Origin of the sequence: Ferribacterium limneticum, from assembly GCF_020510565.1 — a bacterium.
Taxonomy (GTDB): Bacteria; Pseudomonadota; Gammaproteobacteria; order Burkholderiales; family Rhodocyclaceae; genus Azonexus; species Azonexus limneticus_B.
This window is the reverse complement of sequence record NZ_CP075189.1, coordinates 2,132,197-2,154,955: the sequence shown is the minus strand read 5'-3', so window position 1 is coordinate 2,154,955 and position 22,759 is coordinate 2,132,197. Positions and strand designations below refer to the sequence as shown.

General features: G+C 60.0%; 21 protein-coding genes. 7 read left to right on the top strand and 14 right to left on the bottom strand.

The window, feature by feature from the left end:
* Positions 1–4 precede the first annotated feature (4 nt).
* The 7 genes from epsF to KI610_RS10335 all read right to left on the bottom strand — a co-directional run bounded on the left by epsF (position 5) and on the right by KI610_RS10335 (position 7,177).
* Positions 5–1,453 (bottom strand): chain length determinant protein EpsF, encoded by a 1,449-nt coding sequence (gene epsF / locus KI610_RS10365; protein ID WP_226494901.1) that lies wholly within the window; start codon positions 1,451–1,453, stop codon positions 5–7.
* 24 nt (positions 1,454–1,477) lie between these two features.
* Complete coding sequence (gene epsE, locus KI610_RS10360; protein WP_226494900.1) at positions 1,478–2,287, bottom strand: polysaccharide export protein EpsE; 810 nt, start codon at positions 2,285–2,287, stop codon at positions 1,478–1,480.
* An 18-nt stretch (positions 2,288–2,305) separates the two neighbouring features.
* Positions 2,306–3,253 (bottom strand): EpsD family peptidyl-prolyl cis-trans isomerase, encoded by a 948-nt coding sequence (locus KI610_RS10355; RefSeq protein WP_226494899.1) that lies wholly within the window; start codon positions 3,251–3,253, stop codon positions 2,306–2,308.
* A gap of 50 nt (positions 3,254–3,303) precedes the next feature.
* Entirely contained in the window at positions 3,304–4,455 is a 1,152-nt protein-coding gene (gene epsL / locus KI610_RS10350; protein WP_226494898.1) for an XrtB/PEP-CTERM-associated polysaccharide biosynthesis outer membrane protein EpsL, read from the bottom strand.
* A gap of 533 nt (positions 4,456–4,988) precedes the next feature.
* Complete coding sequence (locus KI610_RS10345; protein WP_226494897.1) at positions 4,989–5,891, bottom strand: arginase; 903 nt, start codon at positions 5,889–5,891, stop codon at positions 4,989–4,991.
* Positions 5,888–6,526, bottom strand: a complete 639-nt coding sequence (locus KI610_RS10340) for a YceH family protein (RefSeq protein WP_226494896.1) — start codon at positions 6,524–6,526, stop codon at positions 5,888–5,890. Before KI610_RS10340 ends, KI610_RS10345 begins: the two co-directional genes overlap by 4 nt.
* A 24-nt stretch (positions 6,527–6,550) precedes the next feature.
* Positions 6,551–7,177, bottom strand: a complete 627-nt coding sequence (locus KI610_RS10335) for a 3'-5' exonuclease (RefSeq protein ID WP_226498536.1) — start codon at positions 7,175–7,177, stop codon at positions 6,551–6,553.
* An 89-nt stretch (positions 7,178–7,266) separates the two neighbouring features.
* On the opposite strand from KI610_RS10335, the gene KI610_RS10330 reads away from it, so the two are divergent.
* The 3 genes from KI610_RS10330 (at position 7,267) to KI610_RS10320 (ending at position 8,725) form a co-directional block, all read left to right on the top strand.
* Positions 7,267–7,518, top strand: coding sequence for a hypothetical protein (locus KI610_RS10330; RefSeq protein WP_226494895.1), 252 nt, complete (start codon positions 7,267–7,269; stop codon positions 7,516–7,518).
* Complete coding sequence (locus tag KI610_RS10325) at positions 7,515–7,787, top strand: GIY-YIG nuclease family protein (RefSeq protein ID WP_226494894.1); 273 nt, start codon at positions 7,515–7,517, stop codon at positions 7,785–7,787. Before KI610_RS10330 ends, KI610_RS10325 begins: the two co-directional genes overlap by 4 nt.
* 311 nt (positions 7,788–8,098) lie before the next feature.
* Positions 8,099–8,725: a hypothetical protein gene (locus KI610_RS10320; RefSeq protein WP_226494893.1), complete on the top strand. Its 627-nt coding sequence runs from the start codon at positions 8,099–8,101 to the stop codon at positions 8,723–8,725.
* An 86-nt stretch (positions 8,726–8,811) separates the two neighbouring features.
* Here KI610_RS10320 and KI610_RS10315 read toward each other — a convergent pair whose 3' ends face one another.
* The 3 genes from KI610_RS10315 to KI610_RS10305 form a co-directional block, all read right to left on the bottom strand.
* Positions 8,812–9,174 (bottom strand): DUF4124 domain-containing protein, encoded by a 363-nt coding sequence (locus KI610_RS10315; RefSeq protein ID WP_226494892.1) that lies wholly within the window; start codon positions 9,172–9,174, stop codon positions 8,812–8,814.
* An 89-nt stretch (positions 9,175–9,263) separates the two neighbouring features.
* Positions 9,264–9,479 carry a hypothetical protein gene (locus tag KI610_RS10310; protein ID WP_226494891.1) on the bottom strand — a complete coding sequence of 72 codons (216 nt, stop codon included), beginning with the start codon at positions 9,477–9,479 and terminating at the stop codon, positions 9,264–9,266.
* A gap of 146 nt (positions 9,480–9,625) precedes the next feature.
* The gene (locus KI610_RS10305) at positions 9,626–9,775 is read right to left on the bottom strand and encodes a hypothetical protein (RefSeq protein ID WP_226494890.1); all 150 of its coding nucleotides are present in this window, start codon (positions 9,773–9,775) and stop codon (positions 9,626–9,628) included.
* Positions 9,776–10,046: 271 nt separating this feature from the next.
* Here KI610_RS10305 and KI610_RS10300 point away from each other — a divergent pair, with 271 nt between their 5' ends.
* From KI610_RS10300 to KI610_RS10290, 3 genes are all read left to right on the top strand, one after another.
* Positions 10,047–11,315, top strand: coding sequence for a tyrosine-type recombinase/integrase (locus KI610_RS10300; protein ID WP_226494889.1), 1,269 nt, complete (start codon positions 10,047–10,049; stop codon positions 11,313–11,315).
* A 134-nt stretch (positions 11,316–11,449) separates the two neighbouring features.
* A complete protein-coding gene (locus KI610_RS10295) occupies positions 11,450–11,617 on the top strand; it encodes a DNA-binding protein (protein ID WP_226494888.1) in 168 nt (55 codons plus the stop codon).
* Positions 11,614–11,919 (top strand): hypothetical protein, encoded by a 306-nt coding sequence (locus KI610_RS10290; RefSeq protein ID WP_226494887.1) that lies wholly within the window; start codon positions 11,614–11,616, stop codon positions 11,917–11,919. Before KI610_RS10295 ends, KI610_RS10290 begins: the two co-directional genes overlap by 4 nt.
* 168 nt (positions 11,920–12,087) lie before the next feature.
* On the opposite strand, the gene KI610_RS10285 is transcribed toward KI610_RS10290, so the two are convergent.
* Both KI610_RS10285 and KI610_RS10280 read right to left on the bottom strand, forming a co-directional pair.
* Positions 12,088–12,411 carry a helix-turn-helix domain-containing protein gene (locus KI610_RS10285; protein WP_226494886.1) on the bottom strand — a complete coding sequence of 108 codons (324 nt, stop codon included), beginning with the start codon at positions 12,409–12,411 and terminating at the stop codon, positions 12,088–12,090.
* Positions 12,408–13,088 (bottom strand): SOS response-associated peptidase, encoded by a 681-nt coding sequence (locus KI610_RS10280; protein WP_226494885.1) that lies wholly within the window; start codon positions 13,086–13,088, stop codon positions 12,408–12,410. Before KI610_RS10280 ends, KI610_RS10285 begins: the two co-directional genes overlap by 4 nt.
* A gap of 100 nt (positions 13,089–13,188) precedes the next feature.
* Between KI610_RS10280 and KI610_RS10275 the strand changes: the two genes are divergently transcribed.
* Complete coding sequence (locus KI610_RS10275) at positions 13,189–13,884, top strand: laminin B domain-containing protein (protein WP_226494884.1); 696 nt, start codon at positions 13,189–13,191, stop codon at positions 13,882–13,884.
* Positions 13,885–13,911: 27 nt separating this feature from the next.
* Here the strand turns inward: KI610_RS10275 and KI610_RS10270 are convergent, their stop codons facing one another.
* Together KI610_RS10270 and KI610_RS10265 are read right to left on the bottom strand one after the other, a co-directional pair.
* On the bottom strand, positions 13,912–20,970 hold the full coding sequence (locus KI610_RS10270; RefSeq protein WP_226494883.1) for a PLxRFG domain-containing protein: 7,059 nt from the start codon (positions 20,968–20,970) through the stop codon (positions 13,912–13,914).
* On the bottom strand, positions 20,967–22,754 hold the full coding sequence (locus KI610_RS10265) for a hypothetical protein (protein WP_226494882.1): 1,788 nt from the start codon (positions 22,752–22,754) through the stop codon (positions 20,967–20,969). The genes KI610_RS10270 and KI610_RS10265 overlap by 4 nt, the downstream gene beginning before the upstream one ends.
* Between the last annotated feature and the right edge of the window lie 5 nt (positions 22,755–22,759).

Below are 22,759 nucleotides of genomic sequence, written 5' to 3'. Positions count from 1 at the left end.
CTGATCAGGCCTTCGCTGTGGCTGGCTGATTGCCTGTATTGAGAGCGGGTTCGCGATTGCCACGGTCAACCGGATTTTTTGCCCAAAAACGAAATCCTCTTTTTGCCTTGGGCAGCGCGGAATCGAGCTCGGCCAGCACGGGCAGGTCGAGCGCCAGGGACAGGTCTTCGGCCGAACGGATGCGACGCTGGCTGAGTTCAAGTACCAGTGCGGCCCCGACGCCGAGCAGGGTGCCGAGGAAGATTGAAACCAGGACGTTGAGGAAAACCTTGGGGCGGGAATGCTGGGTCGGCTCGGTGGCCGGGCTGAGCACGAGCACGTTGGTTTGCTGCGACTGGCCTTCGAGGTTGCTTTGCGTCATGCGCTGGCCGACGGCCTCGTAGGCGCGGCGAGCTGTTTCAACGTCGTTGACCAGCACGGAGAGTTCATCGCGCTGCGAGCGCAGGTCGAGCACCCGTTTTTTCTGTTCTTCGATGGCCTTCTTGAGCTCGTCCTGCTTGACGGCGCCAAACTTGTTGGCGACAGCGGCGCCACCGGAGATGCGGCCGATTTCTTCACGCAGTTGCTGGCGCTGCTCAACGATCTGGGCTTCGAGTTGCTGAACTTGCGGGTGGTTCTTGCCAAAGTTGCTGCCGATTTGCGAAAGCTGTGATTCGGCCCGGGCGATTTCGGCCTTGAGCCCCTGGATCAGCGGATTCTGCAGGACTTCGAGCGAGAGTTCGCTGGTGCCACTCTTTTGCCGGCTGGAGGCGTCGGCACGCTGGGCCTGGGCGGCGGAAAGCTGCATGGTCAGGTCGTTGAGTCGTGCAGTCTCGTTGTCCATCATGCGGTCGTCGGTGACGACGATGCCTTTTTCCTGCTGGTAGGCGGAAAGGCGGGACTGGGCTTTTTCCAGGGCGGCGCGCAGGCCTTTCTGGCGTTCTTCAAACCAGGCGCTGTATTGGCGGGCCGGCTCGACGCGCATTTCGATGGAGGTGTCGATGTAGGCCTGGGCAAAGGCGTTGGCAACGGCTGCGGCAAACGTCGGGTCAGAGCCTGAGAAGTTGACGTTGATGACATTGCTCTCACGGGAGGGCTTGATGTCGAGCTTCTTTTGCAGGATTGCGGCGTAGTAGCTTTCCAGCGTGCCCTTGCCTTCGCTGGCCTCTTTCCACTTCTCGACGGCATCGGCACTCTTCTCGAAACCAAGCAGCTTGACGACGCGGGTGGCGACGCGGTCGCTATTGATGATGTCGATCTGCGTCGCCATGTAGCCGGGCGTTATCATGGCCTGCAAGAGCATCCCATTGATGGGGTCGGGCGATTTGACGTCAACCACCAGCGAGGTCGTGGCGGTGTATTCCTTGGGCAGCATCAGGCTGATAACCAGCGTGGTCAGCACCGTGACGCCAAAAATCGACAACGCCAGCTTGCGGCGCGCCCAGAGGATGAGGAGGAATTGCTGAAAAGTCATGCGGGGCTTTCAGTGATCTTCTTTTTAGAAGAAGCTTTCCTGGACGTAGAGAACGTCGTCGGCTTGAATGAGGTCGGACTTTTCCGGGGAGATGATTTGCACTTTGCCGTCCGCACCGCGACGGTGAATGCGCAGGCCGCGCTCGGTACCGCGAATGGTCGTTCCGGCGCTCTGGGCCAGGCCCTGCAGAACAGTCATGTTGCGCTCCAGGCGATAGGAGCCGCCGCGCTGGACTTCACCGTAGATGTAGAAAACCGGGGCGCGATGAACGTAGATGATGTCGCCGCCCATCACGGGCATGTCGAGATCGGTGTTGCCGCTGATGAACATGGCGGGAATGTCGATTTCCTGACGGTAGGCCTTGCCGTCACGCATGCCGGAAAGAATGATGACATCGGCGCCGCCTGAGGGAATGGCCCCGCCGGCCGTGGCCAGCATGTCGGTCAGGCGGGTGTTGCCGGTTTCGATGGGGTAACGGCCCGGGCGATTGACCATGCCGAGGATGGAAACCTGGTTGCCCTTGAATTGCATGAGCAGGATGTTGACCTGCGGCTTTTGCACAAAGCCGCCTTCGCGCAGCTTGTTGGCGATGGCCAGCTCGGCATCGGCAATCGACAGCCCGCCGAGTTGCACGGCACCGATCAGCGGATAGGTGACGGCGCCGCTTTCGGCAACGCGGGTTTCAACCGTGAGGTCGGGGTTCTGGAAGACGCTGATCTTGATCGCGTCGCCAGCCCCCAGGCGGTAGTCGACCTGCTTGCCCTGCGCCTGCGCGCCGGAGATCAGGCCAAAGGTGACGAGAATGCCGAGGAGAAGTCTGTTTAGGTAGCTCATGGATGCTTTGTTTCCGCTTTACTTGAGACCGGCAATGCCTTTGTTGACGGCTGCCTCGGTGGGGTTAGCCGCGGCCTTTTGCGGCGCTTCGGCTGGGGCTGCAGCAGGTGCGGCAGCAACGGCCGGTGCAGGTGCGACAAATTCGCCAACGTATTCGATCTTGGCCTTTTCGCGCAGCTCCTTCATGGTGCTGCGGGCGGCTTCGGATTTTTGCTTGTTGTTGATGAAGTTTTCGATGAAGGGCTGGGCCTTGATTTCATCCATCGGCTCGAGCTTGCTGGCGAGTACGGTAATGATGGCGACACGGCCCTGGTTTTCGATCATCTGGATCTGACCATCCTTGGCCTGGGACAGACGCGGCAGCAGTTCGAGGGCGAGTTGCTCGGCCGCCTTGACGGTGACGCCGCCGGCAACTTCAATACCCTTGGCCTTGAGGCCGCTGACCACTTCAGCGACGGAAGTCTTGCCACTGCCCAGTTGCGCCTTCACGCCGGCGATGATTTCAGGGCTGGCGGCAAAACCGACTTCTTCAAGGCGGTAGATTTTGCGGTTGGAAAACAATTCGGGGTGTTCGCCGTAGAACTTGCGGACTTCGTCGGTAGAGGGCTTGGCCTGCTTGGCAACCTTTTGCTCGATGAAGGCGCGAGCGAGAATTTCGCGGCGGGCGCTTTCGATGGCCTGCATGACATTCGGTGTGCGCTCGAGCTTGGCTTCCGTGGCCTGCTGCACGGCCAATTCCTGGTCGATCAGGCTTTCGAGCACCTGACGCTTGGCGGCCTCGGCCTTGGCGGCGGGAATGTTGGGTGTGCGCTGCAGCACGAAGTTGATCTGATGAACGGAAATCTCGCCGTCATTGACCTTTGCGGCAACCTGGCTGGCCGCTTTTTTCTCGGGCGGACGATCGCCGCAAGCGCCAAGTACCAGGGTGGAAAGAACGATGGCAGAGATGGTTTTGAGCTTGTTCACAGGGTCACCTTAAAATGGTTGCAGCGGATTCTTGAATGGCGTTGGTCACGTCAGTACTGGGCGCTGAGCGAGACAAAAGTGGTGCGGTCTTTGTAGTCGAAGCGGTCAACATTGGCGTTGCGCTTCTCGAAATTCATGCCGGCCTTTAGTTCAAGCCAGCGCACGGGCCGGTAACCGATGTCGAGGCCGGCCCGGGTAACGGTTTCTTGACGTTGCTCGACACCAGCCGGCAGCGGCGCTATTTCGCCGTGATAGCTGCGCTTGCCGTAGCCCAGGCGGGCACCGGAGGAGATTTTGTCAGTAGCGGCCCAGCGGGCGCCGAGGTTGAGTTCATCAAGCTCGTAGTAGCTGGAGGTCGATTGCTGAAAGGCGGCCAGGTCATGCTTGTAGCCGAAGGTAAGACTGCTCTTGCCGGTGGTGGCATAGACGAGATCAAGATTGCCGGCCCAGCCGCTGTAGTCGCGCGAGGCAAAGTGGTCGTGCTTGCGCTCAAGGTATTCGACCCGGCCGCGCAGTTGCGTCTTGCCGGTGAGCAACCAGCTGGCATCAAGCTCAACGCTATTATTCGAAAAACCGTTGTCGTATTGCGAAATGGAATTGAACTGGCGATTGGAGTAGCTGCCGTCCAGTTGTTTGACGCGCAGCGCAACGGTGTTGCCGGAAACGGGGCGGAAACGGATGCCGTAATTGAAGCCGCTGGCTTCGTAATCACTTTCGGCCAGGACTGCCTGCTCGTTGGTCACGCTGGTGCGCGACATGCCGAGAAAACCCGCCCAGCTGGTGTGAAACCAGTAGTTGGCGGTGAAACGCTCGTTCTCGATCAGGCGGACGTTACGCGCCCGATAGTTGTTGGTGGTGTAGTCGGCATAGGTGTTGAGCGATTCGGTGCGATCCAGCGAAAGTTCGCCTGTCCACCGGGTGCCAACAGCCCACAGCCACTTGCCGTCGTAGTTGAGGGCCAGGAAATCGAGGTAGTTGTTGCGCTTGTAGCTGGTGTCGATAAAACTAAGGTTGCCGATCAGCTGCTGCCGGCCAAGCGTCTTATTGAGATTGAGCCCCGCCGAGGTCATGGTGATGGTGTCGGATCGCCCATCCAGACCAAAGCTGGCGGGGTTAACCGATGGCGCAAGACGGAACATATTGTTGTCATGCATCATCGTTACCGCGGCACTCAGATTGACGACATCGCCCTCATTCGCCATCCCGAGAACGGGATGAAGGAGGGCAGAGGCCGCAAATGCAACAAGGATTTTTTGACATGACATCATTCTTGAAATGTTACCACATTGCACTGCAGCATTTTTATCCGGAATATCCAAGCACATCAATGAAGAGCCGGGATTTCATCCGGCCGGAACTGACAAGCCATTCAATATGCATGAACCGGCCGGGCGCGATTTTACTTCTCCCACAAGGACCGGCAACAGTCCATTCAGACTAATCCGTGATTATCTTCACAATTTGTCGCCCAAAATAAGAAACCTGCGCGTCATTTTGACGCAGCGGAGAGTGCAACAATATCCGAGGCGTGTTGCATTCCAATGACACTTGGCCGCTTGGGGAGGTGGGATGCAATAGCTCCTCCCCCTTCAAGGGGGAGGTTGGGAGGGGGATGGGTGCGAATGGTGCATATTGCGTGCCGTGCTCCTGGCAATTTTACCCATCCCCACCCCGCCCCTCCCCTTGAAGGGGAGGGAGCGACGGTCAAATGCTCAACGCCGGTCGTGCCAACCGACTACTTGTCACTGCCCGGCGGCAGCAATTCCCCGATCAGATCCGAGATCAGCCCGGCCGTTGTCCCGTGGCGGTCGCGGTCGGGGTTGTATTCAACGATTTCCAGCGCCTTCAGCCCGGGCAGGCCACCGATTCGGCGCATGGCCTCAACGGCATCGTGCACGACCAGGCCATCGGGCTCAGGGCTGCCGACGCCGGGGGCCAGGCGCGGGTCGATGGCGTCGAGGTCGAGCGTCACGCCAAAACCGGCCGGGGCGCTGGCGACGATGGCAATCGCTTCGTCGAGACAGGCGGCGAAGCCACGGCGGAGTATTTCGTCACTGTCGATGATGCGCACCTGCATGCGCTGCAGGAATTCGAGTTCTTCCGGTTCATAGCTGCGCGGCCCGAGGACCACGGTGTGGGCGGCGCTGATCTGGGTGCCTTCCAGCCCGATGTTGAGCAGGCGTTTGTCGCCGCGCCCGAGCAGGCAGGCCAGCGGCATGCCGTGGATGGCGCCGGAGTAGCTGGTTTCCGGGGTGTGGCTGTCGAGATGGGCGTCAATCCAGAGCAGGCCGATCGGCTCGGCAATGGCGCGGGCAACGCCGCTCCAGGTACCGATGGCGACGGAGTGGTCACCACCAATGACGACCGGAAATTCGCTGGCGCGCAGGGCGAGCGCGACTTCATCAGCGAGATTGCGGCACAGCGCGGCGATTCGTCCGGTGATCGAGGCACGATCGCCTTGCGGGGCGAACAGTGTCTTGCCCCAGTCAAGCAAGGGGTGATGTTCGAGTTCGTGCCAGGCTTGCGAACGATGGAAGGCAACCGGGCCATCTTCGCAGGCGCGATCCTGCGCCCCGATGCCGCTGGCGGCACCGATGATGCGAATGCGCTCGGAAGGGCGGTGATGGCGGGGTTTCATGCGCCGATTGCGGTTAGCCGGGTGCGCATTTCAGCCAGCTCGGTTTCAAGCGCGCTCACCCTCGCCTTCAACTCTTCGATTTCCTGGTTGGCCGATTGCGACGACTTTGCCGGCAGCATGGCTTCGATTTCCGGCTCGCCGCTGAGCAGGTGCATCCAACGGTTCTCGCGGGATCCGGGCAGGCGCGGCAGTTCGACAACCAGGGCGCCCGCTTCCCGGCTGGCCAGTTCTTCGAGGAAGGCTTCGACCGACGAGATGTCGGCAAATCGGTACAGGCGTTCGCAATTGAGGCGCAACTCGCCTGCCGTTTGCGGCCCGCGCAGCATGAGCACGGTGAGCAGCGCCGAGGCCTGGGTCGGTATGCCGAGTATCTTTTCGAGACGGTGTTCGAAGCGGCTAACCCGGCTGCCGCTGATTTCATTGACCAGCCAGAGGCCCTTCAGGACATCGATGGCCTGCACGACGTCGCTTTCGCTGGCTTCGATGACCGGATTCCGGCTGGTTTTCTGGTTGCAGCCGGCGAGCAGGGCATTGACCGAGAGCGGATAGGTGTCGGGCACAGTGCGCTGTTTTTCGACGAGAGTGCCGAGTACGCGGGTTTCCAGCAATGACAGCATGGGCAGTGGTTCAGCCATGATTTTTGTATCCTGAGCTTGTGGTTAGATTGCCGGGGCCGGCGCGGCTTGCGCCAGGCGCTCCGGGTCGCGCAGCCAGGCCCGGTAGATTTGCAGGGCGACATGCGCGTCGTTGGCAGCGTATAACAACTGGCGCTCGTTGAGGCGGGCACTGGCCCAGTTGCTGGTGCCGACTTTTTTCGATTTCTGGAATTTCTGACCGAAGTAGTGGGCGACGGCCACTTTGGCTCCGACCGTGCCACGATGCCCCGGCCCGCGCAGGGCTTCACCGAGGTCGAGGACATTGGCCAGCTCGATGCCGAGGCGCGAACGCAGGGCGCTGCGGTCGTTGCCGAGGCCGAAGCCGACCTTGAGGACGTTCTGGGCGGCGAGGATTTGCCGCAGCACATCATGGTTGGCGGCGACGACGACGGGAAAAAGATAGACGTGTTCGTCGGTGGCCAGTTGAACGAGGTGAGGCCCGGTCGAAATCTCGCCTTTCAGGAAGGTGGGTTTCGACTCGGTATCGAAACCGATGGCCGGCGCCGCCAGCAAGGCCGCCAGGGCCCGCTCGGCCAGAGCGGCATCGCTGACCAGCGTGATTCTGGCCATCGAAACGCCGTTGTAGATCGGCAGCTCGCTCGCGGCGAGCATGCTGCGGCTGATTGTCACTTCGCTCAAGTTTGTGCGCTCCTGGTCCGTTCGATCTTCGTTGCCAGCTGCATCCATGTATCCTTCAGCTTTTATCCAGAAGCAAGTGTATGGGATCACGCCGGCCGACGGGCCTTTTCTCGCGCATATGGGCGCTGTTTTTCGGCCGCCCCGCGCCGCTTTCCGACTACGCGCGGGCCCGCCAGTTGATCGCGGCGGTTGACCGCGGCGGCATCCCGCTCAATCCGGCCAAGGTCAATGCCATCGCCCGCGATCTCGGCCTCGACGTGCCCCGTCAGGCGCCGGTCGAGGCAACCATCGAGCGCATCCGCCACGCCCTGGCCCGCTCGACTGAAGCATGAGCAAGCCCTGGTTTCTGTACATGATCGAGTGCGTCGATGGCAGCATCTATACCGGCATCGCGGTCGACGTGGCCGGTCGCTACGCCGCCCATTGCGCCGGCACCGGCGCTCGCTATACGCGCTCGCATCCGCCGCTCCGGCTGCTTGGCTACGAAAACCATCCGGATCGTTCATCGGCCTCGAAGGCGGAATACCGGATCAAGCAGTTGTCGCCCGGCGAGAAGCGCCGGTATGCGGCGTCTCTGGGGCTTGGCCGGGCAGAAACTTGAACTGCGCGATCAGCCTTGCTGAATTGCCTCGGCAGCACGAAAGAAGCTTTGAAGCCGGACGACTGCCACCCTGCACCGGCCAATCGACTTTTTGAATTTTGGGCAGAATTTCCGGTTGACCGTGGCAAGCCCAGTGGCTGAAAACGGTCTCCGCCCCTGCCTTCAGAACCGCTTCTCCTTGAATGCCAGGGCGATTGTTCTATGCTTTTTGTATGGACATTCATTCGCAAAAGGCACGTCCTGCAGGATTGTTTCCTGGAGCAAGCTTGCCGCTTTGCAAATTTGTGCATCACTGAAAAGGAGCGTTTCTCATGCCCGACTTCACCAACAATGCGATCAAGCTCGGCGGCGTCATTTCACAGCGTCCTCCGTTTCGCCCGCCACCCAACCTCTGGCGAACGGTGACCATCACTTTCGACGACGTACCCAGTGGCACAGCCGTTGATTCAACCTACGCCGGCTCGGGCGTCACCTTGGCCAGCGTGACCTACCCGCCCCGCACATGGTCTGCCTTTGCCAAAGAGATGCCATGGGGTGGCGGCCAGAGTGGAAAGAATGTCCTGACCATCATCGAGGCCGATCCATCCTATCCCTGGTTCGATGCACGCTACGGCGCCCTCGAAGCGACTTTTTCCCAATTGCAGCAATCGGTCAGCGTCTGGGCCTATGCGATGAATTCTTCCGAAGGCGCGGGCAATGCCGACAACCGGCCATTCATGGAAGCCTACGACTCGACCGGCAAATATCTGGGCAAGGTACTGACGCAGTTGGGCGTTCACGATGCCAACTTCCTCGGCCACTGGCATCCGCTGAGCTTTTCGTCGACAAGCCGCAACATCGCCAAGGTCCGCCTCTCATCGCAAGCCAACGGCCTGCCCTGGACCTACGCCGCCTTCGATAACCTGACGTTCGACCGGAATATCCTGATCAGACCGTAGTCCTCGTTCCGGGCAAAAAATCCCGGACAACAAAAAGCGCCCGAAAGGCGCTTTTTGTTTGGTCGGAGGCCAGGAGAAAGCTGGTCTCACCGAATTCTTGGGGGCATGTCCGATTGCCCTGACGACGGTGGCGACAACGGCGTCGGCGGTGGCCACGACGGAGGTGGACTGGAGTAATCAGGAAGGATTGCCGGCATGGGCGCGGCGGCCCTGGCCCGCGCGTTTTCAGCGGCTTGCCGCTCGGTATAAGCCTTTTGTCGCTCAAGTTCTTTCTGGGCGGCAACCGGGTCTGATACCGACTCGCTCGGGCTTATCTTTTCGATTATCGATCCCTTGTCGCAAGGAACGTCGGAATAGACAACATCTCCGGATCGCGTGTGGCAGGTAAAGACGTCGGCCTGGGTTGCTGTGGATGCAAGCAGAAGTGCCAGAAGGATGGTGTAGCGCATGAATGTCTCCCTTCGAACGTTTTCTAATCTACGCTCCAAACAAAGATGCCACAAGATGCCCGCGCGCAGACCAATTGGTCGCCGAGAGTCTAGAAAACCAACTCGTACGGCACTATCTGCGAATCACTGGTCATACCAGTCGAAGTCATCTGACCGTTGATCCGTTTGAGCAACTCGGCCTGAGCCGACAAACTTCCGTTGGTGTGGCCCATACAGTAGATTTCATCGACGAACTCCATGAACTGGTGGAACGACAGCCGCCCAATCCGGAGGTCTGTGTATTTCTGCATGTAGTCGGGAACCATATTCATATCCTTCACATATTTTGTGCACTGCACAACAACGTACACACTCTAGGCCTGCGAAAGAAATATGTCTTCCCGTGTTTTGTAGCCGTTTGTGACTTCGGAGAAATGGTTTATCCAGTAAGTAATTTGGACCTGCGCCTGATTTAACAGAACACGAAGGCCAGCATGGCCGGATCATCCAGAAAATTCAGTCCCGCGTAGGTGCTTAGCCGATAAAAATGAACCTGCAATTGGGCAACCAGACCGAGATTCAAAGGCGGCTCTTCGACGACGGCTTGTATGACTGATTCCACCAGAATTTATCCTGCGCCCAAGCGTAAGGAGATTACCAACTCAAAAAAGCAAAAAGCCCCGAAAAATCGGGGCTTTAAGCAGCGTTGTATTATTTGGCGGACACGCAGTCCGTATAAATACGATATTACGACGTGCATCACTGTACCAATAATGTTTTATTTTTTAATTATTTTCAATGAGTTGAAAAAATTCTCGTACCACCAAGGATCATACCATCTGTTAAAATACTCAGCATAGGTGGTGGGCTAAGTGGTGGGCTAGGAGAAAACGATGGCGCTTACGGTTTTTGAGATCAAGTCCGCGAAGGAAGGCATGCACGCGGATGGTGGCGGCCTGTACTTGCGCGTCCAGACTAGTGGGGCGAAGTCCTGGATCTTCCGTTTTCAGTTGAACGGCAAGCGCCGCGAAATGGGCATCGGCACGCTGGCCGACAAGTCGCTCACCGATGCAAGGGGCGAGGCTAGTCAGCTTGCTACGGCTGTACGCTCCGGCATAGACCCAATCGAGGACCGCAAGCAGAAGGCTGCAACAGCCGAGGCAGCCAAGAAGCAATCCGAAGCCAACGCCACCACCTTCCGGGAGGTTGCAACAGAATACATTGCCAACCACAAAGCCGAATGGAAGAACGCGAAACACGCGGCTCAATGGAGCAGCACTCTTGAGACGTATGCTGGGCCTATCATCGGCGACAAGCCCGCCGGCGAAGTCGTTACTGAAGACATCCTGAAAATTCTCTCGCCAATCTGGACCACGAAGACCGAAACGGCAACGCGTCTACGCGGTCGGATTGAACTAGTGCTTACCTACGCGAAAGCCATGAAGTTGCGACAAGGAGAGAATCCAGCTCTGTGGCGCGGCCACTTAGAAGCCATGTTACCCAAGCCCACCAAACTGAAAAATGTGCGCCACCACCCCGCCCTGCCCTATGCTCGAGCGGCAGAGTTCATGGTCAAGTTGCGCGCCGCCGCGGGCTCTGGCGCTCGCGCGCTTGAATTCGCTATTCTTACCGCAGCCCGATCTGGAGAGGTACGCTTGGCTACCTGGGATGAAATCGACATGAACGGCAAGCTCTGGACCATCCCGGCCGAGAGAATGAAGGCAAAGCGTGAGCACTGGGTACCACTCTCAGAACCAGCCATTGCCATGCTGAAGGAACTACCTAAGATCGCCGGCAACGAATACCTTTTCCCTGGTGACCGCGACAAGAAGCCCCTTAGCGACATGACCTTGACGGCCATTATTCGCCGATTCAACGAGACGGAAGACCGCTCCCCGCCGGAATGGATCGATCCGAAATCCGGCGACCAGATCGTCCCGCATGGTTTCCGTTCAACGTTTCGCGACTGGGCTGCGGAGGTAAGCCACTATCCACGTGAAGTAGTGGAGCACGCCCTCGCCCATAGCCTCCCGGACAAGGTCGAAGCAGCCTACGCCCGGGGAACAATGATTGAACGGCGGCGCCCGCTGATGGAGGATTGGGCCGCGTATATGGCAGCAAAACCAGGTTCACTGCCCACCCCACAGGAGGGGCTTCTGTAGAGTGCGCTTTACCGGTGTCTATCGTGAGATTTCACCGGTAAGCAGCCGGGGCTGGGGAAGCCTCGAAATAGTTCCGAGGAGCACGGCGGAAGCGGCGGCGAATACCTAAACCTATCCATGGAAGGATCGCTACCGTGACCACCGCACAATTCGCCCGCGAAATGGGCATCACCGCCGAACATCTCCGAAAAGTAGTCCAGAAGATCGGCCACTACTACGGGATCACCCCCACCAAACTCCCGAGTGGCCATCTGCTCTGGCCGACGGACGCACCAGCCAAGCTGAAGGGTGGTGTGAAATGAGCGAGGTCGCCACCGCCTGGAGCTTCATGAATCGTGACCGCACCAAGCACCGGGCTGATGTAATTGGAAATTACTGCGGGGCGAAGATTCACAACAGCATCGTCTCCAAACATAGCATCGGTCACTACGAGCAACTTTGGTCAGGGACGTATCGCTCGAAGTCGGACTACTTTGACGGGCACGGGTGGTTCGACGACCTGATCGGGGATTTTGAATCCGAAGCAGCGGCAATCGCGGCGTTCGAGAAACTGAGGGACGCGATCCATGCGATGGATGAGCAGCCATCACAAATAAGCGATTGATATCAGGAGGGGCTTTTCTATCCTGATTGTGCTCAGGCAGCTCCTGGAAGGGCCATGACTGAGCAGGGACGGCGGCCTTCGGGTCGCCGTTTCTTTTTGCTAGTTGCCGTCGCGAACCAGATTCAACACATCAACGGGGATCTCGCGTCGGGCTGGATCGGTGCCCCATCAATCTACCAGCAGCGCCTTGTCGATGTCGCTCATTGGAATCCGGCCAACCATATTCAGCTTGAGAGTTCCGAACTTAACCATTCGGCTGACCGTTGCCCGGGAGATACCAAGCATCTCGGCGGCCTGCTCTTGGGTGACGTGACCGGGCCTGGGGTGGCTCTCTGCGTAAAGCTGAACGGCCTTCATAGCAATCTTCAGCGCAGCATCATCGTCATACCCGCCCTCACCTACGCGATTGCCTCGGCGACGCTCGACCTGGCCACGAGGTGGACCGATGTCCCGGCGCCGTCGGTCCAGCCCCGACCTACGATCCAAGCTCATGACCCATCTCCCGTTTCGACATGTTGAACACATTCTGGCCCTTCGACTCTGCCACTATTTATCGCAGAACTGACAGGATAAGCAGTCATGCCTTCGGCGCTGCACGGTCTAAGCAACAGCTTCAGCGCCTCGATGTCCTGGTTGCCAGGATCTAGCCAGGCGTCGTACTCCTCCGCCTCCAGGATCACCGGCATGCGGTCATGGATCGGCACCATGACCTCGTTGGGTGTTGTGGTGATGATGCAGGTTGTGACCAGCGTCTCGCCGCCAGGTGCCTTCCAGGCGGCGAGCAGACCGGCGAAGGCAAACATTCCATCGGTCGGGTGAATGTAGTACGGCCGCTTCTTGCCAGCCACCGTCTGCCACTCATAGAACCCACTGGCCGGAATCAGGCAGCGGTGCCTGGCAAAGCTGGTCTTGAAGGATGGTTTCTCGGAGACGGTCTCGCCCCGGGCGTTGTTCAGTTTGGCGCCGATGCTCGGGTCTTTAGCCCAGGATGGCACCAAGCCCCATTTCACCAATTGGCCGACGCGGCCAGTGTCAGGCTTGAAGCGGATGACCGGGATCTGGCTGGCCGGGGCGATGTTGTAGCGCAGGCCAAACTCTGGGCAGGAGAGTAGCTGGAAGTGCTCGATCAGCTCAGTGGCTGTGGTGTTGAGGGCGTAGCGTCCGCACATAGATCCCGAGTATTACTTTTGTCATATAGCAACAAGTAGGCGCGCACCGTATATTGGCTGAGTTTGTTCGTTCTCGTCCATTACCGTCTGCGGAGCCCACTTGAAATCCCTTCAGATCCTCGTCTGTTCTCTGCTCGCTGCGCCAGCGCTCGCATTCGGAGGGGTGGTTCAGGTTGCCTCCTCAGATTTCAACTCTGGAACCGAGGGCTGGACAACGACAGGGCTGACCCTGGCCTCAGGATATGAGCCTGCAGATGGGGCCCCCGGTGGATATTTCTTTGGCCGCTCCAAAGGTGTTGGCTCCGCTGACTTCATCAGCGAGCCATTCTATTTCGTAGCGCCCACTAGCTACTTGGCGAACGCTGCAGAGGCATACGGAAGTTTTCTTTCGTACGACATTAAGCGCTTCGTGGGCTATGAAAATGTATTGCTGGGTGGCTACCCTGAGCTGATTCTCAGCGGAGCCGGGTTGCGACTGGCTTACACCGATATGAACATCAACAACATCTGGACAAATCATGTTGTGCCACTTTACGAGACCGGCACTAGCCAAGAGCATGGATTGACGGCTTCTTGGGTTATTGAAGGAAGTGCCCTACAGCCCACAAAACAGCAGATGGTCGATGTTTTGGACTCTCTCGACGGCCTGTTCATCCGTGGCAGTTACAGCGCCTACGGCAACGAGAAGATCGGCATCGACAACGTGACGTTGTTCGCGGTTCCTGAGCCCGGTACGCCCCTGCTGGCTGCGCTCGGGCTTTTGGTGCTGGCTGCACGCCGACGGCATCAACGGTAAAGGAAAGCCTGGTCACCCCGGCTTTCTTCATTCCACGTTCGCAAACCGCCCCTCTGCCCTCAGATCCTGGCGGCGCTTCTGCAAAAAGACCCCATCCTTGATCATCGCCTGACTCCGCACCTTGGCCTGCAGGCTCCGATGTAGCGAATCCGCCGTCAGCCTAATGCTCGGATTGGCCTGACTGAACCTCTGCGCCGCCCCCATCGCTTCGACCTGCATATCCCGATCGCCGGCCAGAGCTGCGGCCACGAACATATTGGCGATCTCCTCGCGCCTGGCGGTCAGCTTGCCCTCCCTACCCTTGATAGCCGCCCTGCCCTCGTACATCTCAGCCAGTTGAGCCGGTTGGAAGCCCATCGCCGTGGCGAAGATGTCACCCCCATCAAGAGGCACGCCGAGGTCGTCACCGCTCCAGCTCTTCACGCCATCCGTCTCATATCGAGCAGCCTTGATCGGCGCAGCGATGAACTTGGGCAGCATGGCCTCGAACCCCCGGCCGACCTTGCCTTCATCGAAGGCCTTGGCTGCCGTGCCGATATTCCCCGCGTAGCCAGCCACCGGTCCCAGCAAGGTCAGCATCCAGGCCTCGACAGCATCGCGTCCCTCCTTGTCAGCCTGCGGCGCACGGACCCACAGATCGCCCAGCCCGACACGAGAAGCGAAGTCGACACCGGTGAGCGCCCGCAGCGGACCATGGGCGATGGCCTCACCCGCCTGCTTGCCGAACAGGTCGGCCAACATGTTGCGGAACTCGACTTGCCAGTCCCACGGCTCATCTTCTGAGCCCATGCCCATTGCTAGCAGGCCGAGCAGCGGCGTGACGCCGAACACGCCGAGCGGCATGCCCAGCGCTCCGGCCGCGGCGAAGTGCATCGTTGCCAGGCCGAGCAGCATCCGGCGGGCCTCGCGTTTCACCTCCGGGGATTCACCTTTCAACGACTGGTAGGCATTGCGCCAAAGCAGGTAAGTCATGTTCTGGCTGTACTGCTTGAACATGGTCACCACGCGAGTGAAGTTGCCGGCCATCCAGCGCGAACGATTTGAGCCGGAGTAATCGAAGTGGCTGCGGATCAATGCCTGGCGTGCCACCTCGACACCAGCTTCATGGCCCTGTCCTTTGTCGCGTGCCAGGCGATAGGCAGCCAGAGCCGAGACCTGGCGATTGAAAACCTCGGGAAGATGGAAGGTCCAGCCTACGATCTTCATGGCGCGGTTAATGGCGAAGGACTTGGCGCTCGAGGAGCTGTCGGTGTTCGCCGTGCCGGCCAGATCGTGGGCCTGTGTCAGGTTCACCAGGCCTGCGTCCTCGAGCTGCTGCAACGCACGCCGCTCGTCTGCGCTCAGTGCCTTGTTGTCCTTCAGCACGAAGCCGGACCATTTGTCCCACTTCCCGCCAAAATAGTCCTTGCTCGCTTTGGTCAGCGCTGCAGAGGCCTGGCCAAAACCGAACTTGGCACCAAGGAACGGGAAAGTGACCAGCGGTGTCTGGCTGAGGTTGGTCAGCCCCGAGGCAACACTGCCGCCTAGCGACATCACAAAACCGACCTGGCCAGCGAGTGCCGTCACCGGGTGGGTGTTCGGGTTCATCATCAGATCCAGGCGCTTGGCCAGCTCGTTGGCCACCTGCTGCTGTACGGTGGTATCGACGTCGCCGGCGGTCTCGGAAATACGTTTGTTCATGCCATCCAGGAGCAGCGTGAGCTCGTCGCCATGGAGCACACGGGCAACGTGGTGGCCAACGTGTTGCATCGAGCTGGCGAAAGCGCGCATGGCGTCCTGGCTGAAGCCAGCCGTGCCCTTGCGATGGGTGAAGTGGCGGCGATACGACTGGTCCGGCAGGGCGCTGATCGCCAACTGGTTGAGTGAATCCATCAGGCCAACCTTCTCCTTGGTCTCGATTTCCAGGCCATCGACCAACTTCAGGACATCACCGACGAACTCACCGGCCGGACCATCTTTGGCGGCACTGTAAGCTTTCTTGGCGGTCAGCTTGGTAGTCCAGCCCTGGACCCGCAGACCACGGGCGCGCTTCTCCCGTGCTGCAGAACTCTCGAAGGCCTCGACGATGCGCTGCCCAAATTTGTCGGCGATCAGGATGAAATCACCGAAGCGGGCGAGAGGGAAGTAAGGCCCTTCGGCCAAGTACTTGTCGAACTGCAGCCGGATCTCGGCGGCAATACGCTGGCCAGCGCTGCCGGCGCGCGCTGCCCTCTTGCTCAGGCCGTTGCGCAGCTTGGCCAGGGTGCCCGCGTACTGGTCGCGAACGTCGCGATAAAGCTGCTTGGCCTCATCCGGCAAGGCAGCCCAGTCCTTCAGGAGGATCGACTGCTCAGGGGTGGCTACATCGTCCCGGGTCTTGATGTCCGGGTCGAACTGCTCGAGCGTGGCACTGTGCATGATGCCGGCCAGGGTGTCTGCAGTCTTAATTGGTAGCTTGCGCCACCGTTCGATAATCGTATCGGCCTGCTCGGCGATGGTATTGCGAGCCTGATCCATGGCCTGCACGACCCGATCGAACTCTTTGACCTCTGGCATGCGGCCACCGTAGATGTCGGCCAGTTGGTCACGGGTGAGCGCGCCGAGCGCCCAGCTCCGCTGATTGGCAAATTGGTGGTTGATCCAGTCACGGGCGGTGAGACGATCTTCAACTGCCGCCTTCCCCTTGTTGAAGACGATCTCGCCAAGGTAATTCCGCAGAGGGGCGCTCTGGTTCTCCTTCATCAACCGGACACCGAGCTCGAGCGCCTTGCCCAGCGCCGTCTCCTGCTCGCGCGGCAGGCCAAGGATCATCCGAACGTTACTGACAAACCGTCCCCAGGCATCCTTGATTTTCCCCTTGATGCCACTCGGCTTTACCTGGATCGACTTCAAGGCAGACTGAAACTCCGGATTGCTGAAGGCCTCAGCAACGAACTCATGGACCGTGCTCAGGCCGTAATGGCTATCCAGGCCCAGATGGCCACGAACCTCGCGCAAGAGGGCACGCATGGCAGCCGAGGCCACCGATTTATTCGACAGCGCCTTGTAGGTCGCGGCGTGCATCAGCTCATGGAGAATCGTTGCCTCCGCCTCTTCCTCCTGCATAAGCGTGATCAAGTTGGCCTTCGGGTTGTAGCCGCCGGCGTGCTCCCCATCATGCGCTGCGGTCTTGATGGTCGTTTCGAGCTTCTGGTCCAGCAGCAAGGTGGCCAACTCCCGATTGAACGGTGTTGCCGAGCGCTGGCTGATAGCGATCAACACGTTGTCGAGGCTTGCCCCGAATGTGATGGCGCCAAAGAGCTGCCCATCGAAACTCGATGCCGATCCTCTCACCTGGTTGAAGAGCTGCACGCCCCTCTCAGTCACGCGGGTCTGCAGCGTTTCGAAAAGCTGGTCGAAGCCTTGGTTGATAGCTGCTCGCTCCGCACCCTCCGGGAACGGCCGGACATTGAAAATCCGATACTGAGGCATGCTGTTGTTGCTGCCATAGGACAGGAAGTCTGAGCGGCCGCCCTGCTCGCTGATCTTGTCCTCAACGTAGGCAGAAAACGCCCGGGCGGCCATCTCATGCTCAGTGGTCCAGTAGTCGGTCGCGCTGCCTTGGTCGATCCGCTTGGCGTCCATGGCATAGCTGGTGGGCACCTGCTTGATCTTCTCGTTGGAGCTGCGTGCATCCTCAAGCATCTTCACCCGGTCAGCGTAGCGGCGCATATCGCTGCGGATGCCATCGACAACACCGGTCTTCTCGGCATTCATGCCACTGCGTCCGCGCACGGACTTGAACAGGTTGCTCAGTGCATCAAGCACGTCATTCGAGAGGCGGATGTTGCCGAACCGCTGGCCACGCTTCGGCTCGGTGGATCTGACCTCGAGCTCGAAGGCTTTGCCGTCGATAATATCCGCGGCCAGGCGGTCGAACTCGGCGAGCTGCGCGGCGGTGGCCGGCTTGTTGTTGCGCTTCACCCAGTCCGGAACACTCTCCAATTGCTTGCGCATGCCAGTCAGGCTGCGAACCAGAGAATCCCGGCTGCTGCCTACAAATTTCTCCGCCTTGGCGGTGTCCTCGACGTACTTCTCTGCCTTCGTGAACATGGTCTGGAGCAGCGCCTGATATTTGGCTCGCACCTCCTCGCGCACACCGGAGTTGCGAACACGGAAACCGTGGCTGGCGTAATCGCTTGGGCCGTCGGTCGGATAGACCAGATCGCCTCGCTTGTTCTGCTCCTTGAAGCTCTTCGCTTTGCCATCCTGCCGGCCAAAGTAGTGATCGGCCGCATGGAACCACTCGTGAGCAAGTGCGCCAGCGCCCTGCATCTTGGTCAAATTGATCACGCCGTAGCTGCGCTCGTAGTGAGCGACGGCACCAGACAGGCCCTGGCCGCGCGCGCCGAACGCCAGTGCCAGATCGCCATTCAGGCTCAGCGCCTTGGGCGGCACGTCCAGAACGTCGGCGAGATCCAGCAAACCGTCGTAGGCGTGGTTCATCACCTCCTGGCGCTCATCCTGGTTGTTCCACAGGCCGAACTCGACACCACGGAAGCCAAAGGTCTTGGTGAAGTCCTCGGCGGTGGCCTTACCGGTACGGCGCTCAGATCCTTGGCGCATCACCTTTTCCGGCTTGGCGAACAGTTCCTCGCGGAAACTGGTCTTGGTCTCGACGATCTCGGCAGCATGCTCGGCCATGTATTTCATGGCGGCATCCCGGCTAGGGAAAACCTGGTCGACCACTTTGATCCGCTTGCGGTCGGTCACGTCGCGCATAATCTCGAAGCCCTCGCCGGTGCTGGTCACGCGGTGCTTCAGGGCGACAGCGATCATCGGGATTGCGTCCTTGGCCTCTTGCTCGGACTTGAACTCGGCACCGCGAACTGGCTTGCTGGTCTTTGTATCGAACAGGTTCCAGGTTGGCTCACTGCGCAGCATGTTCTGTACTGCAGAGAAGCGCCTGCGCCAGCCTGGCTCAGAGACGGCTGGCGCTACGGCCTTAGGCTTCGGGCCGAGCGGCTGAGCGATATCCTTGCGGGCACCGCCAACCTTCTCGCCGAAATCCTGGATGGCGGCTGGAGTAGATTTGAGTTCCTGGCCACGGGGGGCGGCGGCTGGTGCCTGTGTATTGCCGTTCTTCGCCCAGTCATTGAACTGCTCGGCGGTCATCCTGACCACCCCATGGCGGCGTTTCGGACCAGATCCATCACTGAAGTGATCATCGTAGGCCCTGATAGCAGCACCCTGGAACCGATATCCGACCATCGCCTTGTGTTCGTCAAACTTACCGGTAGCCGGATCGAACTGATCAATGACGAAGACTGGGCCGGTGTGATTGGTCGGCGTGCCGGCCTTCACGTAAACATCGACCTGATCCCCGTCTGCGCCCTCAGTCCGCTTCATGTAGCCATAGTGGTCCCGCATGGTGGTCTGCCAGCCGAGGCCGGCGCGGGTCGAGCCGACAGGGTTCTCAATGGCGATATCGAGCGCGCCCACCTTGATGTGGCCCTTCTGGTAATTGCCAGCTGTGATCTGCGCTTCACTGGGGGCGGTGTTGGCCTGGCTGGCGGCATGGTCGACTGACTTGCCGACTTCGGCCGGCGTTACGGAGAACGCGCCTTTGGCTTTCGCAGTCGTCTTGCCAGCATCTGGATTGATGGCCCCACCATTCAGCTTGTCCGGTGTGACATAGGCAACCGTCCGGGTATCGTCAAAATGCAGTGTGCCAGTCGTACCAGCCTTGGTTGTCACGCGATCGCCGGACTGAAAGCCTTCCCAGCCCCATGGGGCCGTGCCATTCGGTATACTAATTTGCTCCGGTTTTAGTAGAACATTGCTAGGTTGCAGAGCCCGGGTAGCCTGCACCTGGTCAGCGTTCAGCCATTCCCGAGGTGCGGCGATGAACCCACCTCCAGCCGGATGCTCGATCACGGCCAGGTGGTCGCTGCCGGCGTCTCGACTCTGCTGAACAAGGCGTTGTGCCTCGGACAGATCCACGGCCTCAACCTGGCTGGCGAACTCCTGCAGAGGGCCGGTTGATGCAGCCTGATCCACCGATACTAGATCAGCGAACGGGTCGCCTGTCTCCGGTACACCGACCAGGGGATCGAGCGCACTCGCAATGGGGGCGGCCGGTGCGAGGTCGCCGAAAAGGTCTTCAGTCGTCTGCGTGCGGCTAACATGCTCTGCTGCGGCCGCGCTGATCACGCCATTCGCCGGGTCAAGAGCAACGCTCCCCGTGCCATCTTGACGCGGCACAGTGACCGGCTGCGGACGGTGCGACAGGCCAGCCATTGGCCCGCCAACCACACCGCCCCCGATAGCGCCCATAGTCGCGCCAAAGGCGGTATCAGCGATGTTCTCCGGGGTGCGCGGGTCTTGGTAACTGGCGAGTTGCTCAATCGGGTTCTGGACCAGCTCCTCGGCGCCCTCGACGGTGGCACCCGTGCCGACACCCTTGGCGATGCTGCCGGTCAATGTCTTGGCTGCGAACTTCTCGGCCAACTGGTCACGCCCGCCTTTGGTCATGGCCGACAGCGCCCACTCCTGGGGGCCGAACTTGTTTTCGATCAGGCCCACCGTACCGGCGCCGAGTGCGGCGATGGCTTTATCTTCCGGGGTATCGCCGCCCTGGTTCTCTCGGATACTGCCGAAGCTGGGCAGTGCTGCAGCGGCGTAGGGGCCGAGCAACGAGATACCCTGGCCGACTGCCGCAACCACAGGGGCGGCCGGGCCGGTCAGCGGTGCCGCGGCCGTGATGCCCTGGCCAAGTAGGCGCGAGCCGACGATACCGGCCATCGAACCGGCCGCGTTGCCGGTGGCCTCCTTGACTGCAGTCAGCGGCTGGTCTGCAATGTCGGACAGGCTGTGCACCGCGGTCGGGTTGGCGTCGATCACCTCCTGACCGTAACGTTTCAGCACATTGTCCTGGCTGACACCGGGCAAGAAGTCAGCGCCGAACTGACCGGCGCCAAGGATGAGACTGCCGGCCGACTGCTTGGCCGAGGCAACAAAACCACCATCAGCTGGCTTTTCCCCACGCAGCTTGGCACCCGGTTCAAGATCTGCGAAGGCGTTATCGCCAATTGCTTGAGGGATCAGATCGTCGAAAGCACCCATCATTTCACCTCCGGAAAGCCCATCGCCTTCAGGCGGGCATTTACAGCTGCCCGATCTGCTCCACGGGCTATTGCTGCTTTCGCTTGGGACATCGGGTCGCTCGCCTGCTGTTGAGACTGCAGCGGCTTGAACTCCCCCGTCATCGGATTGAATGAGTGCGGTTGCTTGCGCATGCCAAGCAGGGGCTGCTTCTCATCGAGAGGAACCTCCAGGTCGTGCACCTGCAAGTTGGTGGGCCTATCGGCCTTGCCGTTGATCGCCTGCAGCGTCTGAATCATCCGCGAGCGCTCTTCCGGCGGCGTGTTCGGATCGAGCAGCTTGCTTCGCATCTCTGAACCAGTGCGAGCCTGGTTGATGTTTTCCTGTGCCAAGGCGCTGGTATCCGCCCCAGCTCGCCCTGCGTTCAGGATGACCAGGCCTTGCACGGCCTGGGCACGGACATTCGGGTCGGTAATCGTCGGGTCGGTCGCGTCGGAGGTCAGGCGCAAGCGCTGCATGTTCTCGAGCTGACGTGCCGGGTTGTAGGTGCTGTTCTTCTGGTCGATCAGGGCAGCGGCCGAGCTGTCGACTGCAACTACACCATCCGGCAGATTGCTGAACAGCTTGGCGCCAGGCACCCGAGCCGCCGGAGCGGGTGCCGTGGATGCACGACTGGCCGGAACAGTCACAGGATGCTGCTCAGGGGCGGTCACGGGAGCGGGGACTGAGCGGCCTTCGTTGCTGTAGCTGGCTTGCGGCGTCTTGCCGGTAGCGAGGTCGATCTTCGCGTTCGTCTCGGCGATCTTGTTTGACTGCCAGCCCTTGAAGTCCTTGACCAGGGAGGCGCCATCACCGGTGTACGGACCGTTATGGAGAGTCTCCTCTGTGGGTGCCATGCCGGTGGCAGCGGCGGCCTTACCTTGTCTCAGGGTCGGACCAACCGGCTTACCGGTGCCGCTCTCGAGCAATTGGTCGACTGTCTCGAAGCCCATCGCTTTGGCGATGCGCAGCAGCAGGTCATCCTGCTCCTTGGACAGAATGCGCTCCTCGGTCGAGACCAAAATATCTTCCCCGGTCTCCGGCACTTTGGCCGGGATGCTGTCGGAGGTCGGCGTGCCCGGGCCTTTGATCTTGCCGCCCCTGGCGTGAGCTTTGACCTTGACCGCTTGCTCGATCTCGGCATTTTGCTTTTGGCGGTGCTGGATTAGACGCCGACGATCGACTGCGTTGACTGACCGTTCAGCAAGTTGGTCGTCGTTGAGCTCACCGCCCCCGGCGTAACCGTTGATCGCTTTCTCGATCTGTTGCTTACGGCTCCCAAGGAGACCGGCGGCGCGCAGCAGCATGCCCCCTGGTTGGCGTTCAGGCTGTGCTTGAGGTTGCGGTGCTGGAGCTACCGCAGCGGGGGCCGGTGCTGCTTGCGTGTTACCGGCGACACCGTACTTGGCGTTGATGCGGGCCATCAGCTCATCCGCTGTTTCAGGCTTGCCACCCTCCGCGAAGCCGAAGAGCTTGCTGTACTCACTGGTCGCTGCATTGATGGCCGGAGCCATCGCGCGTCGGGAACGCGGGCCAGTAGCTTTCTCCTGCAGATCCTCAAGCGCCCAGCGCTTGGTCTTCTCGGCGTTGTTTCGTTCGTCCTCAGACATCGTGGCCAGAGAGGCAGCGTTGATCGGCTTTTCCTGCATGTGATCGGGCAGGATGGCGAGGCCGGTATTCTGCGCAACTCGATTGATGTCGCTCATTCGACTATTGAAGTCACCAAGCAGCTGCTGCTCACCGGCGTTCGGAGTGTATTTTGTATCCATGATGT

What these genes read in the sequence shown, in the direction of transcription:
- epsF (WP_226494901.1), bottom strand. Translation starts at nt 1,453, where the DNA reads ATGACTTTTCAGCAATTCCTCCTCATCCTCTGGGCGCGCCGCAAGCTG.
- epsE (WP_226494900.1), bottom strand. Translation starts at nt 2,287, where the DNA reads ATGAGCTACCTAAACAGACTTCTCCTCGGCATTCTCGTCACCTTTGGC.
- epsL (WP_226494898.1), bottom strand. Translation starts at nt 4,455, where the DNA reads ATGGCGAATGAGGGCGATGTCGTCAATCTGAGTGCCGCGGTAACGATG.
- KI610_RS10345 (WP_226494897.1), bottom strand. Translation starts at nt 5,891, where the DNA reads ATGAAACCCCGCCATCACCGCCCTTCCGAGCGCATTCGCATCATCGGT.
- KI610_RS10340 (WP_226494896.1), bottom strand. Translation starts at nt 6,526, where the DNA reads ATGGCTGAACCACTGCCCATGCTGTCATTGCTGGAAACCCGCGTACTC.
- KI610_RS10330 (WP_226494895.1), top strand. Translation starts at nt 7,267, where the DNA reads ATGGGATCACGCCGGCCGACGGGCCTTTTCTCGCGCATATGGGCGCTG.
- KI610_RS10325 (WP_226494894.1), top strand. Translation starts at nt 7,515, where the DNA reads ATGAGCAAGCCCTGGTTTCTGTACATGATCGAGTGCGTCGATGGCAGC.
- KI610_RS10320 (WP_226494893.1), top strand. Translation starts at nt 8,099, where the DNA reads ATGCCCGACTTCACCAACAATGCGATCAAGCTCGGCGGCGTCATTTCA.
- KI610_RS10315 (WP_226494892.1), bottom strand. Translation starts at nt 9,174, where the DNA reads ATGCGCTACACCATCCTTCTGGCACTTCTGCTTGCATCCACAGCAACC.
- KI610_RS10310 (WP_226494891.1), bottom strand. Translation starts at nt 9,479, where the DNA reads ATGGTTCCCGACTACATGCAGAAATACACAGACCTCCGGATTGGGCGG.
- KI610_RS10300 (WP_226494889.1), top strand. Translation starts at nt 10,047, where the DNA reads ATGGCGCTTACGGTTTTTGAGATCAAGTCCGCGAAGGAAGGCATGCAC.
- KI610_RS10290 (WP_226494887.1), top strand. Translation starts at nt 11,614, where the DNA reads ATGAGCGAGGTCGCCACCGCCTGGAGCTTCATGAATCGTGACCGCACC.
- KI610_RS10285 (WP_226494886.1), bottom strand. Translation starts at nt 12,411, where the DNA reads ATGAGCTTGGATCGTAGGTCGGGGCTGGACCGACGGCGCCGGGACATC.
- KI610_RS10280 (WP_226494885.1), bottom strand. Translation starts at nt 13,088, where the DNA reads ATGTGCGGACGCTACGCCCTCAACACCACAGCCACTGAGCTGATCGAG.
- KI610_RS10270 (WP_226494883.1), bottom strand. Translation starts at nt 20,970, where the DNA reads ATGATGGGTGCTTTCGACGATCTGATCCCTCAAGCAATTGGCGATAAC.
- KI610_RS10265 (WP_226494882.1), bottom strand. Translation starts at nt 22,754, where the DNA reads ATGGATACAAAATACACTCCGAACGCCGGTGAGCAGCAGCTGCTTGGT.